At 62.3% G+C, this 16,763-nt stretch carries 15 protein-coding genes; 3 read left to right on the plus strand and 12 right to left on the minus strand.

Features of this window, described 5'->3' with window-relative positions:
* Position 1: 1 nt before the first annotated feature.
* The gene (locus tag ACWTV1_RS02165; protein WP_100388810.1) at positions 2-667 is read right to left on the minus strand and encodes a DsbA family oxidoreductase; all 666 of its coding nucleotides are present in this window, start codon (positions 665-667) and stop codon (positions 2-4) included.
* 338 nt (positions 668-1,005) lie between these two features.
* Complete coding sequence (locus tag ACWTV1_RS02170; RefSeq protein WP_498503931.1) at positions 1,006-1,929, minus strand: putative endonuclease domain-containing protein; 924 nt, start codon at positions 1,927-1,929, stop codon at positions 1,006-1,008.
* A 211-nt stretch (positions 1,930-2,140) separates the two neighbouring features.
* Here ACWTV1_RS02170 and ACWTV1_RS02175 point away from each other — a divergent pair, with 211 nt between their 5' ends.
* Positions 2,141-2,383 carry a hypothetical protein gene (locus ACWTV1_RS02175; RefSeq protein ID WP_498503932.1) on the plus strand — a complete coding sequence of 81 codons (243 nt, stop codon included), beginning with the start codon at positions 2,141-2,143 and terminating at the stop codon, positions 2,381-2,383.
* A 48-nt stretch (positions 2,384-2,431) separates the two neighbouring features.
* On the opposite strand, the gene ACWTV1_RS02180 is transcribed toward ACWTV1_RS02175, so the two are convergent.
* Together ACWTV1_RS02180 and ACWTV1_RS02185 are read right to left on the minus strand one after the other, a co-directional pair.
* The gene (locus ACWTV1_RS02180; protein ID WP_498503933.1) at positions 2,432-3,817 is read right to left on the minus strand and encodes a glycine--tRNA ligase; all 1,386 of its coding nucleotides are present in this window, start codon (positions 3,815-3,817) and stop codon (positions 2,432-2,434) included.
* Between the two features lie 55 nt (positions 3,818-3,872).
* Entirely contained in the window at positions 3,873-4,919 is a 1,047-nt protein-coding gene (locus ACWTV1_RS02185) for an aminotransferase class V-fold PLP-dependent enzyme (RefSeq protein ID WP_498503934.1), read from the minus strand.
* 81 nt (positions 4,920-5,000) lie between these two features.
* Here ACWTV1_RS02185 and ACWTV1_RS02190 point away from each other — a divergent pair, with 81 nt between their 5' ends.
* Positions 5,001-5,951 carry a LysR family transcriptional regulator gene (locus ACWTV1_RS02190; protein ID WP_498503935.1) on the plus strand — a complete coding sequence of 317 codons (951 nt, stop codon included), beginning with the start codon at positions 5,001-5,003 and terminating at the stop codon, positions 5,949-5,951.
* 34 nt (positions 5,952-5,985) lie between these two features.
* On the opposite strand, the gene ACWTV1_RS02195 is transcribed toward ACWTV1_RS02190, so the two are convergent.
* From ACWTV1_RS02195 to recO, 7 genes are all read right to left on the minus strand, one after another.
* Positions 5,986-7,194, minus strand: coding sequence for a cysteine desulfurase family protein (locus tag ACWTV1_RS02195; protein WP_498503936.1), 1,209 nt, complete (start codon positions 7,192-7,194; stop codon positions 5,986-5,988).
* A complete protein-coding gene (gene nadC, locus ACWTV1_RS02200; RefSeq protein WP_498503937.1) occupies positions 7,194-8,051 on the minus strand; it encodes a carboxylating nicotinate-nucleotide diphosphorylase in 858 nt (285 codons plus the stop codon). Before nadC ends, ACWTV1_RS02195 begins: the two co-directional genes overlap by 1 nt.
* On the minus strand, positions 8,048-9,613 hold the full coding sequence (gene nadB / locus ACWTV1_RS02205; protein WP_498503938.1) for an L-aspartate oxidase: 1,566 nt from the start codon (positions 9,611-9,613) through the stop codon (positions 8,048-8,050). Before nadB ends, nadC begins: the two co-directional genes overlap by 4 nt.
* A 2-nt stretch (positions 9,614-9,615) precedes the next feature.
* A complete protein-coding gene (gene nadA / locus ACWTV1_RS02210) occupies positions 9,616-10,905 on the minus strand; it encodes a quinolinate synthase NadA (RefSeq protein WP_498503939.1) in 1,290 nt (429 codons plus the stop codon).
* A complete protein-coding gene (locus ACWTV1_RS02215; protein WP_498503940.1) occupies positions 10,892-11,608 on the minus strand; it encodes an NUDIX hydrolase in 717 nt (238 codons plus the stop codon). Before ACWTV1_RS02215 ends, nadA begins: the two co-directional genes overlap by 14 nt.
* Positions 11,609-11,689: 81 nt before the next feature.
* Positions 11,690-12,502 carry an isoprenyl transferase gene (locus ACWTV1_RS02220; protein WP_498503941.1) on the minus strand — a complete coding sequence of 271 codons (813 nt, stop codon included), beginning with the start codon at positions 12,500-12,502 and terminating at the stop codon, positions 11,690-11,692.
* Positions 12,499-13,227 (minus strand): DNA repair protein RecO, encoded by a 729-nt coding sequence (gene recO, locus ACWTV1_RS02225; protein WP_341619780.1) that lies wholly within the window; start codon positions 13,225-13,227, stop codon positions 12,499-12,501. Before recO ends, ACWTV1_RS02220 begins: the two co-directional genes overlap by 4 nt.
* A gap of 806 nt (positions 13,228-14,033) precedes the next feature.
* On the opposite strand from recO, the gene ACWTV1_RS02230 reads away from it, so the two are divergent.
* Positions 14,034-14,690, plus strand: a complete 657-nt coding sequence (locus tag ACWTV1_RS02230; RefSeq protein ID WP_100389291.1) for a trimeric intracellular cation channel family protein — start codon at positions 14,034-14,036, stop codon at positions 14,688-14,690.
* Positions 14,691-14,790: 100 nt separating this feature from the next.
* Here ACWTV1_RS02230 and leuA read toward each other — a convergent pair whose 3' ends face one another.
* Positions 14,791-16,569 (minus strand): 2-isopropylmalate synthase, encoded by a 1,779-nt coding sequence (gene leuA, locus ACWTV1_RS02235; RefSeq protein ID WP_498503942.1) that lies wholly within the window; start codon positions 16,567-16,569, stop codon positions 14,791-14,793.
* Between the last annotated feature and the right edge of the window lie 194 nt (positions 16,570-16,763).

Here is a 16,763-nt window from a genome sequence, read left to right on the forward strand (position 1 = left end):
GTTACGCGTCTCTTTCGGTAAGTACTTGTGTGAGTACGTTAGCGAAGGTTTCACTTTCTTGCGCGCCCGAAACTCCATACTTGCCCTCGATCACGAAGAACGGCACACCCTGAATGCCGTATTGCATAGCAACTTCCATGTCGGCCTTCACCGCGGGAAGGTACTCGTTCGACTCAAGAACACGAACGACTTCATCGCGATCGAAGCCGATGGACGCCGCAATATCGGCAAGGTCTTCAACGCGGCCGACGTGCTCAGTCTTGACGAAGTATGCCTCCAGCAGGCGTTCCTTCATCTCGAGTTGACGCCCCTGAGCCTTCGCAAAATGCAGAAGCTCGTGCGCCTTGATCGTGTTCGTCTGGTGAATGTGGTCGTAGTCATAGTCAAGACCGAGGCTCGTGGCGATGTCGGTGACGCGGGTCAGCATCTCCTTCACCTGCGGCATCGGCAAGCCCTTGCGCTCGCTCAAGAACTGAGTGGGAGTTCCCTCGTACTCCACCGGAGTATCGGGAGCCAGCTCGAAGGAGTGGTACTCGATGTCAACGGCGATACCGGAGCTTTCGACGGCCGCTTCGAGGCGACGTTTTCCGATGTAGCACCAAGGGCACTGAACATCGGACCAAATGTCGATTTTGACAGGGGCAATCGGGTTTGCTGAATCATTCACCTCAGCGTTAACGCGCGGTGGCCCCGAGTATTCCCGTTCGTGCGAGTGCGGCCGCTTTCCGGCTCGCGTGAGGCCGACTTTTGGCGGTGGCCGACTTGTTGTCCTGGCCGATTTTTGTCGGTGGCCGACTCGTTGTCCTGGCCGACTCGTTATGGTGGCCGGTTCTTGGCGGTGGCAAATTTGTCGTGCTGGCCGACTTGTTGCAGCGACCGGCTTGATCAGCTGGCCAGCTCTTTCTTGTTGCCGGCTTTTTGTGCTGGCTGGCCTTTAGCGCTAGCCGAGGTTGAGCTCGTAGGGCCTCTACCTTCGGAAATTCAGGAAATCCGCAAGCTCAGCCCTCACAACTCACGTCTTCGTTGGCGTCGTATTTCTGAAAACGTCGAGTTTCCTGAATTTCCGAAGCCAGACTGTGAATGAAAGGCCAGCGCGCAATCCAGGGCCCGCAGAAATAGCTCCCACTGTGTAAAAACCATCCTTGCGCTGATACTCATGGCATGAAAACCCGCAATTGTAATTTCGATCGTCTTGAGATGATCCTCTTCGAAAGTATGCGCGTGAAACTGGCGTCCATCTATTTCAAGGCCAACGATTCCGTTCACCACAAGATCGATCCGCTTGAGGCCTACAGGAATCTGGATCTCAACTCGATGGCCGCGCAGCCTCAGACGGGTGCGCGCAAGACTCTCAGGCAAACTCTCGCAACGCGCATCGATCCACGAGCGGATCGTTCGCTTGCTTAGCGGCAAAGCGAGAATCAGCCGCTCGAAATCGAACCCGTCGATGTGGCCTGTGTGCAGCGCCCAGTCAACGGCAGCGACTGCCGTTTCTAGGCCTTCATCGAGAATCGTGCGCTTGAGCGCCTCGAATACGCTGACGCGCCAATTCGTTCCCTGATTATTGACTTCGGCCGGATCCCAATGTACTTGGACCCCGCTGTGATCGTTGAGCGGGCGACGTCGATTCCGAGGACTCCGCAATCGTGCTGCGTTCTGAACTACGGACACGTGCAACGGATGGTCGCTGAGAACCCAGCCGCCCCAGTCGGCTATTGCCGAAACCCCGGTAAGACGACCGCCCACGCGCACCGCTCTCAACCGCGGTTCTGATTCAGCCGCCGTGGAGTACCACCCTTGGCGAGCTCTAACAACCTCACCTCGCTTGACTGCTTGAGTGAGATCGCAATCGCGGACTCCCCGCGCGACCAATTGCTGTTTTTGCGCAAGCCCACCCAACTCATCGACCAATTCGCGCACGTCCATCATGACGACAGCATCGCCCCGGATTCCCCGGAAGAGTCTGCGAAGGCGGCTTCAGTTGATTAACCGACCGCTGAAGCGATGTGGATGAGCAGTTCGCTGTGGAACTTCAGGAAATCCGCAGGAGCTCTTCAATGGAATGCCGGGATTCCGTGGGACAGGCTTTGACAGGATCGCGTACTAAGGCAGATTTCCTGAATTTCCGAAGGGGTTTGGCGTGGAACGCGAGCGAGTCGTGCGATTAGGCAACGAGGTTCAGCGGGAAGCCGCGAGACGTCGGCTGGGCGCGGCGGAGGCGGAGGTGGCGGCGGCAGTGGAGGTGGCGGCGGCAGTGGAGGTGGCGGCGGCAGTGGAGGTGGCGGCGGCAGTGGAGGTGGAGGTGGCCGGGGCCAGGGCGGGGGCCGCAGCCGCAGCCGCAGACAGAAAAGCGGCCCCGGACAAGTGTCCGGGGCCGCTTTAGTGCAGTGCGGGCTCTCGACGAAGGACGCCGAGAACCTCACCGCGGGGCCTAGCAGCCGATGAGCTCCTGCGCGAGGTAGCCGCGCAGCTCTTCGATCGGCATACGCTTCTGTTCCATCGTGTCGCGCTCACGGATCGTGACCGCGTTGTCGTCGAGCGAATCGAAGTCGATCGTGACGCAGAACGGGGTTCCGATCTCGTCTTGACGACGGTATCGACGACCGATCGCACCGGCGTCGTCGAAGTCGACGTTCCAGTACTTGCGCAGGTCAGCGGCAACGCCGCGCGCCATCGGCGAGAGACGCTCGTTGCGCGACAGCGGCAGCACAGCAACTTTGACTGGCGAGAGACGACGGTCAAGACGCAGAACGGTGCGCTTGTCGACACCGCCCTTAGCATTCGGCGCCTCATCTTCAGCGTAAGCGTCAATGAGGAAGGCCATCAGCGCGCGGGTGAGCCCGAACGCGGGCTCGATCACGTACGGCGTCCAGCGCTCATCCTTGGCCTGGTCGAAGTACGACAGGTCGGCACCGGATGCTTCGGAGTGCGTGCGCAGGTCGAAGTCGGTGCGGTTAGCGATACCCATTAGCTCGCCCCACTCGCTACCGGCGAAGCGGAAACGGTACTCAACATCCACGGTTCGCTTGGAGTAGTGCGACAGCTTCTCTTGAGCGTGCTCGTAGAAGCGCAGGTTCTCGGGGTTGATGCCGAGGTCGGTGTACCACTTCATCGATTCGTCGATCCAGGTCTGGTGCCACTCTTCGTCGGTGCCGGGCTCGACGAAGAATTCCATCTCCATCTGCTCGAATTCACGCGTACGGAAGATGAAGTTTCCGGGCGTGATTTCGTTTCGGAACGACTTTCCGACCTGACCGATGCCGAAGGGCGGCTTCATGCGAGCAGCGCCCATGACGTTGGCGAAGTTGGTGAAGATGCCCTGAGCGGTTTCGGGGCGTAGGTAGTGCATGCCCTCTTCGTTGTCGACGGGGCCGAGGAACGTCTTGAGGAGTCCTGAGAAGTTTTGCGGTTCGGTCCACGATCCGGGCTGACCGGTGTCAGGGTCGCGGATGTCGGCAAGCCCGTTCACGGGAGGGTGACCGTGCTTCTCTTCGTAGGCTTCAAGCAGGTGGTCGGCGCGGTAACGCTTGTGGGTGTGCAGCGATTCGACGAGCGGGTCGGAGAAAACCTCGACGTGACCGGATGCTTCCCACACCTTGCGGGGCAGGATGACGGCCGAGTCGAGCCCGACGACGTCTTCGCGACCTTGAACGAAGGTCTGCCACCACTGCTTTTTGATGTTCTCTTTGAGGGCGGTTCCCAGTGGGCCGTAGTCCCAAGCTGAGCGTGAACCGCCGTAGATCTCTCCCGATTGGAAGACGAAACCTCGGCGCTTGGCGAGGTTGATAACGGCGTCGAGGGGGTTAGGCGTAGCCACAGAAACTCCAATAGTCAGCCGAGCTGGATGCACGGTCGGCGGACGACCAGTTTAGCTAGACACGCAGCGCAGCGATAACCGCCGCGACGTCCTCTTCGGTATTCCAGAGGTGGAATGCGGCGCGAAGACGGCCAGCGCGACCGGAGGCGGTGATGCCCGCCGCCGTGAGCTTGGCCAGATCGGCGCCTGATTCATCCGGCCACGTCACGATGGCCTGATTCTGGCGTTCGATTCCGAGCTCGTCGCAGAGCAGGTTGGCGAGCCCGATGCAGTGTTCCCAGACCTCCGAGATATCCAGGTTGGCAAACATGGCGATCGGATGCTCGGCTCCCACCCAGGCCTGCCACGCGGGTGACACGTCGAACTGGCGAGCGTCCTTCGCAAGGTTCATCTCGGTGCCGTAGACGCTAGCCCAGACGTCATCTCCGGCGTACCAGCCCGCTTGCACGGGCGTGATGTGCTCGGCGAAATCCTCGGAGATCGTGAGGAACGCGACGCCGCGGGGCGAACACAACCACTTATAGGCGTGGCAGACGGTCGCGTCGAATTGGCTGGCATCCACGGGGTGAACGCCGGCGGCTTGGGTTACGTCGCAGAGCGTGCGAGCTCCGTGGCGGTCAGCAGCGGCAAGGATCGCCGGCACATCGGCGACCTTGCCGTTGCACGATTGGATGAGCGAGAACGCGACGAGCGCGGTGGTATCGGTGATGGCATCCGCGAGTTCGGCCAGCGGCACCGAGCGCACCTGAAGGTCGCGGTGCTGCAGGAACGGGAACACGATTGACGTGAAGTCGGATTCGACGACGAGCACTTCGGAACCGGCCGGCAGCGAGCACGCGATCAATGAGGCCATAACCGAGGTTTGCGAACCGATGGCAACGCGGCTGGTGTCTACGCCGACAAGACGGGCGTAGTGGCCGCGCGTGCGCTCGACGATGTCGCCGTAGTTCATGGGGTTGCAGGTGGCGGTGGCCCACTGCCCGAGCTTTTCCTTCATCTCGGTGACGGCGGCGCAGGTCGGGAGTCCCATGGTGGCAGCGGAAAGGTACCCGCGGGTGTTCGCGAAGCTGTCGATGGCGCTGGCCAGAGCTGGGGAGGTCATGCCCCCATGTTCCCGCGCCGCGATACATGCGACAAGAGCATGATTGGGATATCAAAGATCACGTTTAGTTATGCTTGCTCCATGGACACCACGCCAGACCTTCTCTCGCTGCGCATCGTTCGCGCCATCTCCGAGCACGGCACCATCAGCGAAGCCGCCCGCGTGCTCGGCTACAGCCAACCTGCCCTGAGCCAGCACCTCACTCGCGCCCAGTCGCGACTGGGGCTCGCGCTCGTCGTGCGTTCCGGCCGCGGGGTGCGCCTCACCGAAGCTGGTCGCGCCCTCGCAAGCCATGCCGTCACGGTACTCAATGCGGTGGATGCGGCGAGCGCCGAACTCGCAGAACTGGCCGGCCTCTCGAGCGGTACTGTCCGCATCGCGGCTTTCCCGACGGCGTCGTCGACGCTCGTGCCGCGGTTGATTCGTCAGTTGCGGCAGCAGCATCCGAATTTGACGGTGAATTATGTCGAGGCTGAACCACCACAGGCGCTGCAATTGTTGCGGGACGGTTCTGCAGATTTGGCGATTACGTTCTCGTACCCGGAGGACCGCGCCGATCCGCATTTGTCGCGTGATGGCAGCCACACGACGGTCCCGCTGTTCACTGAGCCTGTAGTGCTCGTGCTGCCGGACACTCACCGCCTGGCTAAGGCCGACAGCGTGAGCTTGGCCGATCTTGCCAACGACGCATGGATTGCGGGCTGCGCCCTCTGTCGCGGTCACTTGCTGGCCCTGTGCAATATCGAGGGTTTCGCGCCGGAGATCGGGTTGGAGACGGATAACGCTCTCGCCGTGCTGAGCTTTGTCTCCCGAGGGCTGGGGGTGGCGCTTCTCCCCCAACTGGCGCTGTCGTCGCTGACGCTGCCGGAGGGCGTGAGCATCCATGCCCCGCAGCCCTCGAGTGAGCGCACCATTCAGTACGTGATTCAGCCGGGGGCGACGCGCATCCCGAGCGTGGCGACGACTATTGCTACGTTGACCGCGCTGGGCGGAGACGTCTGGGGTCTGAAGGACTACCCGGCGCAGGGGTAACTACGAAACTGGAGCGTGCGGTACTGCCGAGGAGCTACTGAGAGAGCGAGCGAACCGCGCGGTGGGCCGTCTCGATCTCAGCAGCGACCGTGGCGAGTTGTTCTGCCGTCGTATCCCCACTGAGGCTAAACCGCACCGCCGTTTGGGCGATCGCTTCGTCAATGCCGATCGCGGTCAGCACGTGCGAGACATCATCGCTGCCGACGGCACAGGCCGAACCGGCTGAACAGATGATGCCAGCGCGACCGAGCTCGAGCAGGAGGGATTCTCCACTGGTGCCGGGGAAGCAGAATGAGGCATTGTTGGGGAGACGGGTGGGTGTGGTTGCCGAAACGTCTCCGTCGGCGCGAGCGTGAGAGTGAGCGCCAGCCTGATTGCCCGCCAACGCTGGTCCGGTAAAGATCGCAGCGGGAACCCGCGTCAGCACGTCAGCGACGAAGTCATCCCGCAGCTGCGCGATCCTGACCGCACGCTCAGCCCGGTCGGTTTCGGCGAGCGCGAGGGCATGGGCGAACCCAACAGCACCCGCAACGTTCTCCGTGCCGGAGCGCTTTCCACGCTCTTGACCTCCCCCGTGCAATACGGGCTCAAGGCTGCGACGCCCCTTGACCATCAGCACACCGATCCCCTTGGGCGCGCCGAGCTTGTGTCCGGACAGGCTCAGGGCATCGACGCCCAGCCCGGCAACATCAAGAGGAAGCCAGCCGGCGGCTTGCACGGCATCCGTGTGCAAAGGCACCCCGCGGGCGCGGCAGAGTTCGGCTAGCGCAGCAATGGGCTGCACGGCACCGATCTCGTTGTTGGCGTACATGACCGTGCAGAGCGTGGTGTCGGGGCGCAGGGCATCCCGAGCCTCGTCAAGGTCGATGAGACCGTGAGCGTCCACCGGCAACACCGTGACCTCGAAATCGTGGATGCGCGCGAGATAGTCGACGGACTCCAGCACCGCCTCATGCTCGATCGCACTCGTGACGATGTGGCGTCCGCGTGGTTCGGCCAGCGCAAGGCCCTTGATGGCGAGGTTGTCTGACTCCGTGCCGCCCGACGTGAAGACGACATCGGATGCCCGGCACCCCAGCGAGGCGGCAACACTCGTGCGGGCGGCATCCAGGGCCCGCTTTGCGGACTCCCCCAGCTCGTGATGGCTGGACGGGTTACCGAAGTCTCCCGTCAGCAGCGGCCACATCGCTTCAAGCACCTCACGGCGCACGGGTGTGGTTGCTGCGGAGTCGAGAAAGATCATTAGTGTGCTGCGCTCACCGCAATATCGAGGCCCAGGTCGAGCGAACGAACGCTGTGGGTGAGGGCTCCTACCGAGATGACATCAACGCCGGTGGCAGCAATCGCGGCGATGGTGTCGAGGTTCACGCCCCCGCTGGCCTCCACGATGGCGCGGCCAGCCACGAGCTCGACGCCGACACGCAGGTCGTCTAGGGAGAAGTTGTCGAGCATGATGGTGTCGACTCCCGCCGAGACGACAGTCTCGACCTGATCGAGCCGATCTACCTCGACCTCAAGGTGAGTGGTGTGACCGATCCGGGCACGAGCGAGACGAATGGCCTCGCCGAGTTCGATACCGGCCGCAGCGAGAACCGCTAGGTGGTTGTCTTTGGCCATCACAGCATCCGAGAGGCTGAAACGGTGGTTGTGGCCCCCACCCGAACGCACAGCGTGACGTTCGAGAGCTCGGAGGCCCGGAGTCGTCTTGCGCGTATCGACCACCCGCGCGTGCGTGCCCGCCACTTGCGCGACGTAGGCCGCCGTCTGGGTGGCGATTCCCGACATCCGCTGGCTGAGGTTGAGAGCGATGCGCTCCGCCCGCAGAACAGCGCGGGCGTTGCCGGAGACCGAAGCGAGTTGCTGGCCGGCGGTGAATGAGTCGCCATCACTGGCCTGCAGCGTGACCTCAGCCTGAGCATCCACGAGTTTGAATGTTCGAGCGAAGACATCGAGGCCACTGGCGACCCCCGCCTCCCGCGCGTTGAGCACGGCGGTGGCGGTGGCGTCTGCGGGCACGAAAGCGTCGCTCGTGATGTCCCCCCAGGGCGCGTCTTCGGCGAGGGCCATCAGGATGACGTTGTCAACGAGCTGCTGATTCATCGAGTTGCCGTTTCTGCTTGGTCTTCTGCCGGGATGAAGTCGCCCGCAACGTTGACGGCTGCCCAGCGCGTGGAGAACGCGAGCTCGTCGCGGGTCTCCGGGTAATCGGTACGTTCGTGGGCCCCGCGTGATTCCTTGCGGCGAAGCGCAGCGACAACGACGAGACGTGCAAGGTCGAGCAGGTTCGCGTTCTCCGCGCCCTCGACGGTGTTCGGCTCGGAGCGCCAGCTAGCCAAGATCGCGGATACTTCCTCGAGACGAGTCGCGTCACGCTCGAGTCCGACGTGGCTCCACATGAGTTCGCGCAGCTGATCACGCGTGAATGGCTCTTTGCCCGTGATTTCGAACTGGGGCTCGAGCGCGTCAACCTCGATCGCCCGCTGAGGCAGGTTGAGAGCATCCGCGGCTCGCCAGGCGAAGACGAGCGATTCGAGAAGGGAGTTAGAAGCGAGGCGGTTGGCGCCGTGCACGCCGGTGCAGGATGCCTCCCCCACCGCATAGAGACCACGCACGCTTGTGCGGCCGTCAATGTCGGTGCGGATGCCGCCCATCCAGTAGTGCGCTGCGGGGGTCACCGGGATCGGCTGCGTTCCCCAATCGAAGCCGTGTTCCTCGCACACTTCGGAGATGCCCGGGAAGCGCTTGGCGAGAAACTCAGAGCCCAATGCCGTTGCGTCGAGCATGATGGGTCGCCCGCCCTGCTTTTCCATGGCACGGGCAATGCCGCGAGCGACGACATCGCGTGGGGCGAGTTCACCGTCGGGATGCACGTCGAACATGAAGCGCTTGCCGTTCTCATCGAGCAGCGTGGCACCCTCACCGCGAACGGCTTCGGAGACGAGCGGATTGCCCGGCACGGCAAGAGAAGTCGGGTGAAACTGGAAGAACTCGACGTCGGCGAGAGCAGCACCGGCGCGGTAGGCGGCAGCGACACCGTCGCCCGTCGTGACGAACGGATTCGTCGTGTGCTTGTAGAGCTGGCCGGCACCGCCGCTCGCGAGAACGACGATGTCTCCGTCGATCACCCGGGAGTTGCCGTCGGGAGCAATCACGTCGATGCCGGTGACACGCGGCGTGCCGTCGGCATCCGTCTCGGTCACCAGATCGCGCATGAACGTGTAGGCGTAGGTCTCGACGGCCAGCGCTCGAACCGCCCGCAAAAGGGCGACTTCGATCGCGAGCCCGGTGGCGTCTCCGCCCGCGTGCATGACGCGCCGCGAGGAGTGCGCCGCTTCGTGTCCCCGAGCGAGCTCACCATTGGCAATGCGGTCGAACTCCACCCCGAGAGAGATGAGCTCTTGTACGCGCAAGGGGCCTTCGCTGCACAACACTTCAACGGCATCCCGCTCGCACAGCCCTGCGCCGGCGATCATCGTGTCGGAGACGTGACTGGCCACGGTGTCGTCGGGGAACAGAACAGCGGCGATGCCGCCCTGGGCGTACTTGGTGTTGCTCTCCGCGAGCTCTGACTTGGTCACGAGAACCACTTCGTGGTGAGCACTTGCGCGGTAGGCGGTGATGAGACCGGCAATACCTGTGCCGACAACAATGACCCGTGCCATGGTTACGCCTCTTTCGTCGTTACCGGCGGCTTCGCGGCGAGCATCCGCTCCAAGGCCACGCGAGCCGGTACTGCCACATCGTCAGCAACAGTGATCTGGTTGAGTACTTCACCGCGAACGAGGCCTTCGAGCACCCACGCGAGGTAGCCGGGGTGAATGCGGTACATCGTTGAGCACGGGCACACGACCGGGTCGAGACAGAAGATCGTGTGCTGCGGGTACTCCGCAGCGAGGCGGTTGACCATGTTGATCTCGGTGCCAATCGCGAAGGTTGTCGGTTCGGTCGCCGCAGCAACAGCCTTCTGGATGTAGTCGGTCGACCCCGCCTCGTCCGCGGCATCCACAACGGGCATCGGGCACTCGGGGTGCACGATCACACGAACACCGGGGTGCTCGGCCCGAGCCTGCTCAATCTGGCCAACGTTGAAACGCTTGTGCACGCTGCAGAAGCCGTGCCAGAGCACAACCTTCGCTTCGTTGAGGGTTTCAGCGTCGTTGCCGCCGAGAGGCTTGTTCGGGTTCCACATCGGCATGAGATCGGTCGAAATGCCCATCTTCTTTGCCGTGTTGCGGCCGAGGTGCTGGTCGGGGAAGAACAGCACGCGCTGACCGCGCTCGTACGCCCACTCCAGAACGGTCGTTGCGTTCGAGCTCGTGCAGACGATGCCGCCGTTACGACCGCAAAAGCCCTTGAGCGCGGCAGACGAGTTCATGTACGTCACGGGGATGATCGGCACGCGGCCATCGGCATCCGGCTCGGTTCCGTAGATTTCGGTGAGCTGTTCCCAGCACTCTTCGACCGAATCGATGTCGGCCATGTCAGCCATCGAGCAGCCGGCGGCGAGGTTCGGCAGAATCACCGCTTGGTCCTCGCGAGCCAGGATGTCGGCCGTCTCGGCCATGAAGTGAACGCCACAGAACACGATCGCCTCGGCGTTCGGAACGGTCTGCGCCGCGTTGGCGAGCTGGAACGAATCGCCGAGGAAGTCAGCGTGCTGCACGACCTCGTCGCGCTGGTAAAAGTGCCCGAGCACTACCGCACGGTCTCCCAGCGTGGCCTTGGCGGCGATGATGCGGGCGTGGAGGTCTTCGTTGGAGGCCTGCTGATACTCCAGCGGCAACTGACCCTGGCGAGGTGCGCCAGTGGGAATTACATCGCCCATGGATGCACCGGGGCCGTAGCTCGGTACACCGAGGTCAAAGGTCCAGGGGCCATCGGCCAACTCAGGAGCGCAGGTTTCCCCGTCGCCCGTCTTGGTGATGCGCTGAATAGTCGAATCAATGGATGACACGAGTGCTCCCTGTCTTTAGGTGGCCGAGCGGGCCGTTGTCGACGAGCTCAACGCCCTCGTCATAGCGGTACAGCCTCGGAGGCCGGTGACGCCCTCCCGAGACAACGTGGTCAGTGGGAACCAGTGAACCTGAATTCTCGATCTGACGACGGAAATTGGCGGGATCGAGTCGCTTTTGCAACACGGCCTCATGCACGATGCGCAACTCGCTGAGGGTGAACGTCTCACCCAAGAAGGCGCGAGCAATGCGCGAGTATTCCATCTTGGTGCGCAGCCGCCACAGGGCGTAGTCGATGATCACGTTGTGATCGAAAGCAAGTTCCGGCAGGTCATCTGCAGGGAACCAGCGCACGTTCTCGCCCTCGGTGGCCCGATCGGCCTCTTCTTGACGCACGAGCGCCCAATAAACGACCGACACAGCACGCCCACCGATTGACCGCTCCACGTCACCAAAGGCGTAGAGCTGCTCAAGGTAGGCAGGTTCGAGCGCAGTGGTCTCAAGCAAGTTGCGAGCTGCGGCATCCGCAAGACTTTCGTCGTTTCCGACCCAACCACCGGGCAGCGCCCACTGGCCGGCATACGGCTCGCGGGTGCGTCGCACGAGAGGGATCCACAGCGCGCTCTGACCCGACTCAGGAATGGGACGCAGGGCAAAAATCACGGTTGATACCGCAAGCGAGATTGCTTGTTCACTCTGTTCCATCGCCACTCCCTTCAGTAAGAGTCATGCTGACCTGAACACAGAATACACCTTAAAGTCACTCTGACCAAAAGGGCTACGAGGCTAGGCGGGAGACGGCGCGGGGGCATCGACCGCGCCACCGAAACGGCGCGAGCGGCTCGCATAAACGCGGATCGCCTCCCACAGGTCTTCCCGGGTGAAATCAGGCCACAGCGTGTCGAGGAATACCATCTCGGCATAGGCACTCTGCCAGGGCATGAAGTTACTCATCCGCTGCTCCCCCGACGACCGCACAAACAGGTCGACATCGGGCAATTGCGGTTGATAGAGACGCTTCTGGATGAGCTTCTCCGAGACAGCGGAGGGCTTCAGCTTGCCCGCCGCAACATCATCGGCAATGGAGCGCACGGCATCCGCGATCTCGTTACGGCCGCCATAGTTCACACACATTGTGAGGGTCAGCGTGCTGTTGTTCTCGGTGAGCTTTTCGGCGAACTGCAGCTCTTTGATCACCGAGGTCCACAGGCGCGGGCGTCGCCCAGCCCAGCGCACACGCACGCCCCACTCATTGAGCTGATCGCGGCGACGGTGCAACACATCTCGGTTGAACCCCATGAGAAAGCGAACTTCCTCGGGTGAACGGCTCCAGTTTTCGGTCGAGAACGCATACACGCTGATGTGCTTCACACCGATTTGGATGGCGCCGGCCACGACATCCAACAGGCTCGCCTCCCCCGCTTTGTGGCCCTCAACGCGCGTGAGTCCACGCGCGTTGGCCCAGCGCCCATTGCCGTCCATGACGAGCGCAATGTGCTCAGGAACAGACCCTTTGGGCATCGCGGGAGGATGGATGCCGGTCCAGTCCAGCGGACGAAATTCCTCGGCATCTTTGTGAGTTTTTGCTACGCGGCTCATGCGCTCCGATCCACATGCTGAATGGAGCGAAGACTGCGCTCCAAATGAAACTGGGTGTACGCGGCGACAACGCCGCTGGCTTGCGATCGTGACCGCTCGTCAGCTGCCTCGGCGACATCCCACTGACCGGCGAGCAAGGCGCCGAGTAATTCGAGAGTCGCGGGGCTCAATCGGGGTGAACCAGGGGGCGCAACCTCATCAGCCACCACACCGCCCATCTGCGCCACGAAAACGGAGTGCGGCCCGGGAGCACCGGTCACCGCGCAATCCACAAAACTGGGGGCCCAACCGGCAATCGACAGGCTGCGCAACAGATAGGAGTCCAGCGTCAGGCTCGGGTTGTGCTCGCGCCGCGACAGAGACCGCAACGCGCCCACCAGCAGAAGGTATTGCTGCAACGAGCCATCGTCATCCGTGACCTTATCGGCCGTTTCAACCATCACGCTCGCGGCGGTGTAGCTCGCGTAATCGGCCGTGATGTTCGAGCCGTACGAACCAAGCGACTCCGCTTGCTGGATGATGTCTAGACTGCGACCGATATAACACTGGATGTCAGCGACCATAAAGGGTTCCAGTCGCGACCCGAACTTCGAGGCCGTGCGACGCACCCCCTTGGCCACCGCGCGGATCTTGCCATGCTCACGCGAGAGCATCGTTACGATACGGTCGGCTTCACCCAACTTGTGGGTGCGCAGCACGACGGCTTCATCACGATAGGTAGGCACCCGACAAGTATCCTCCGCTTCTCGCGAGTTTGCTGAGCGACGACCCGCACGCGGCTTCTTTCGCTCAGCGCCTGCCCGCCCCGTTCGGTCCTGAACTGCGGCGCCTCGCACTGCACTGTTTAGCACTGCATTGCTTAGCACTGCACTGTTTTGCACTGCACTGTTTTGCACTGCACTGTTTTGCACTGCACTGTTTTGCACTGCACTGTTTTGCACTGCACTGTTTTGCACTGCACTGTTTTGCACTGCACTGCTTAGCACTGCACTGCTTAGCACTGCACTGTTTTGCACTGCACTGCTTAGCACTGCACCGCCCCACCCCGTCCGTGTCCCGTCCCGTCCGGTACGACTCCGCCCGCAGCGCCTCTCGCGCATTTCCCGGCTTCCCAAAACCTCGTTCTCTCGTGCATTTCCTTCCCTCCTGCCCTAGTTCCTCCCCTCGCCCCTTCGGAACTTCAGGAAATCCGCACGTCGACAGCGCCTTGAGCCGCAGTGACACAGACTTCCCGAACGAGATCACGGCGCTTTTCCTGAAGTTCCGAAGGGTAGGCCCCACCAGGCAGCACGGGACAGGTCAGCAGACGGCGCGGGGCGGTGCTGTGCGGAGCCAGCGGGTTAGCGGGTTAGCAGCAAAGCCGCACTGCGGCACAGGGTCACGGCAGCGCAGGAATCGATGCAGGCGACAGTGCCCGGGGCGGTGCAGCGGCACAGGCGGCACAGGCGGCACAGGCGGCACAGGCGGCACGATTGCAGGCTTGCCCGGAGCACAACCGCGCCGTCCGCCCCGCACGTGGTACGAATGGTGCGTGAACGAGACTTTCGAGATTCCGCTGTGGGCGGGGCTGTTAGCGGTCGGCGTCGGCGCCATGCAGGGGGCGATGTTCGCGGCCCAGTTTCGTGATCGCCGCCTTGACCTTCTCGGAGTCGCCATTATCGGCCTAGCATCGGGCTTTGGTGGCGGAATCGTGCGCGATGTCGTGCTCTCTGAGGTGCCTGCAGTTCTCACCACCAATTGGTATCTCATCGTGGCCACGGGGGCAGCGCTCTTCGGGATGCTGCTGGAACGGCTCATCGCCCGGATGGGCCCGGTCATCACGGTTCTCGACGCGCTGACTATTGGGCTCTTCGGCGCAATCGGCACGACTAAAGCACTCGCGATGGGGCTTCCCGAGGTGCCGGCGATCTTCGTCGGCGCCATTTCGGGCGTCGGCGGCTCGATCCTGCGCGACATGCTGCTCTCAATGCCCATCGCGCTCATGCACGTGGGGTCGCTCTATGCCGTCGCCGCTGTGTCCGGCGCCACAAGTCTCGTCATCATGCGCAGCTTCGATGTTCCCGTTCTTCTGGCCGCATCGATTTGTGTCGCCATCACGGTGGGCGTTCGAGTGCTCGCCGTCCTCTTCAATTGGACTCTGCCCGAGCAGCGAACCATTAGTCGCCTGCCCAAGTTTCGCCGGCCCTAACTCGCGCCCGGCCCGGCCCGCTCCGTCGCCCTCGCCGACACCGCCGTTAACGAGCACATGCCCCGCAGCTCTCGCTGCGGGGCATGTTCGAAATCGAGAACTAGCCAGCGACCAGCTCAGATTCAGGAGCGTTCTGCGAGGCGCGCACCCAGCGGTTGACCGCTGACACGATCGCCTTGAGGGATGCCCGCGAAATGTCACCATCGATGCCGACGCCCCACAGGCGCTGGCCGTTGATGTCGAGCTCGACGTAGGCGGCGGCCTGGGCATTGCTGCCCTCGCTCATCGTGTGCTCAACGTAGTCATAGAGCTTTACGCCGATGCCTTGACCCTGTGCGGACAGCATGCCGAGGAATGCATCGATCGGGCCGTTACCGACGTGCTGGGCTTCCAGTTCGGCGTCGTCTACTCGCAGTCGCGCTTCGAGGCTAACCTCGCCGTCGTTCGCGCTTGTCGTACGAGTAGAGAGCAGCTCGTAGCGGCCCCACTTTTGATCGGCGTGATCGGCGGATGCTGGCAAGTATTCGTCTTGGAAGGCCGTCCAGATCTGCTCGCTCGAAACTTCGCCACCCTCGGCATCCGTCTTCGACTGAACAACACCGCTGAACTCGATCTGCAGCTTGCGCGGCAGGTCGAGGCTGTGGTCGGTCTTGAGCAGGTAGGCGACGCCGCCCTTGCCGGACTGCGAGTTCACACGTACGACTGCTTCGTAGCCGCGGCCAACATCCTTGGGGTCGATCGGCAGGTACGGAACAGCCCAGACCAGATCGTTGACGTGCTTGCCCTCGCGTTCGGCCTGAGCCGCCATGGACTCGAAGCCCTTCTTGATGGCATCTTGGTGCGATCCACTGAAGGCGGTGTAGACGAGGTCGCCTGCCCAAGGGCTGCGCTCGTGAACCTTCAGCTGGTTGCAGTGCTCAGCCGTGCGACGGATCTCGTCTAGGTCGCTGAAATCGATCTGCGGGTCGATGCCCTGCGTGAAGAGGTTGAGGCCCAGAGCAACGAGGTCGACGTTTCCGGTGCGCTCACCGTTTCCGAACAGGCAACCTTCGATGCGGTCGGCACCGGCCATGTAGCCCAGCTCCGCCGCCGCGATTCCGGTTCCCCGGTCATTGTGCGGGTGCAGCGAAATGATGACGTTCTCGCGGTGGTTCACGTTGCGCGACATCCACTCGATCGAGTCGGCATACACGTTGGGGGTAGCCATTTCGACGGTGGCGGGCAGGTTCAGGATGACCTTGCGCTCCGGTGTGGGCTGGAAGACTTCGAGCACCTGGTTGCAGATATCAACCGCAAACTCGAGCTCGGTGCCGGTGTAGCTCTCCGGCGAGTACTCGTAATAGACCTCAGTCTCGGGGACCATTGCCTCGGATGCCTTGCAGATTCGAGCGCCGTTGAGGGCGATATCGATGATGCCCTGCTTGTCTTTGCGGAACACGACATCGCGCTGCAGAACGCTCGTGGAATTGTAGAGGTGAACGATCGCTTGCTTGGCGCCCTTGATCGATTCGTAGGTGCGCACGATGAGTTCTTCACGAGCCTGGGTGAGCGCCTGAATGGTGACGTCATCCGGGATTGCATTCGTCTCGATGAGGGAGCGAACAAAATCGAAGTCAGTTTGGCTTGCCGAGGGAAAGCCAACCTCGATCTCTTTGTAGCCCATCTTCACGAGCAGATCGAACATGATCCGTTTGCGTTCGGGACTCATGGGGTCGATCAGCGCCTGATTGCCGTCACGAAGATCAACGGCACACCAGCGCGGTGCCTGAGTGATGTGCTTCGAGGGCCACGTGCGGTCCGGCAGATCAACAGAGATGATCTCGTGAAACGGACGGTACTTGTGGATCGGCATCGGGGATGCGGACTGATTGTTCTTCATTTGGTGCTCCTGCTGTTCTCAAGGCCTTGTGAGCCACTCGTTACGAATCTGGTCAGCCAATGACAAACTCCGCGACGAGTGAGGCCTGGATTAGGACTCGTCGCGGCAGCTAAGGAGGAGCAGACCGAACAACACCATTTCAGAGTAGCACTGCTGCGAGTCCCCGGGAGGGTCAAATTGGAACGCTCGACCGC

It is taken from the genome of Salinibacterium sp. VpJ6, from assembly GCF_059767345.1.

Bases quoted from the DNA above. Each gene is read 5' to 3' on its own strand.
- ACWTV1_RS02170 (WP_498503931.1), bottom strand. From the start codon at position 1,929: ATGATGGACGTGCGCGAATTGGTCGATGAGTTGGGTGGGCTTGCGCAA.
- nadB (WP_498503938.1), bottom strand. From the start codon at position 9,613: ATGGCACGGGTCATTGTTGTCGGCACAGGTATTGCCGGTCTCATCACC.
- ACWTV1_RS02215 (WP_498503940.1), bottom strand. From the start codon at position 11,608: ATGGAACAGAGTGAACAAGCAATCTCGCTTGCGGTATCAACCGTGATT.
- ACWTV1_RS02220 (WP_498503941.1), bottom strand. From the start codon at position 12,502: ATGAGCCGCGTAGCAAAAACTCACAAAGATGCCGAGGAATTTCGTCCG.
- ACWTV1_RS02185 (WP_498503934.1), bottom strand. From the start codon at position 4,919: ATGACCTCCCCAGCTCTGGCCAGCGCCATCGACAGCTTCGCGAACACC.
- nadC (WP_498503937.1), bottom strand. From the start codon at position 8,051: ATGAATCAGCAGCTCGTTGACAACGTCATCCTGATGGCCCTCGCCGAA.
- leuA (WP_498503942.1), bottom strand. From the start codon at position 16,569: ATGAAGAACAATCAGTCCGCATCCCCGATGCCGATCCACAAGTACCGT.
- ACWTV1_RS02195 (WP_498503936.1), bottom strand. From the start codon at position 7,194: ATGATCTTTCTCGACTCCGCAGCAACCACACCCGTGCGCCGTGAGGTG.
- ACWTV1_RS02190 (WP_498503935.1), top strand. From the start codon at position 5,001: ATGGACACCACGCCAGACCTTCTCTCGCTGCGCATCGTTCGCGCCATC.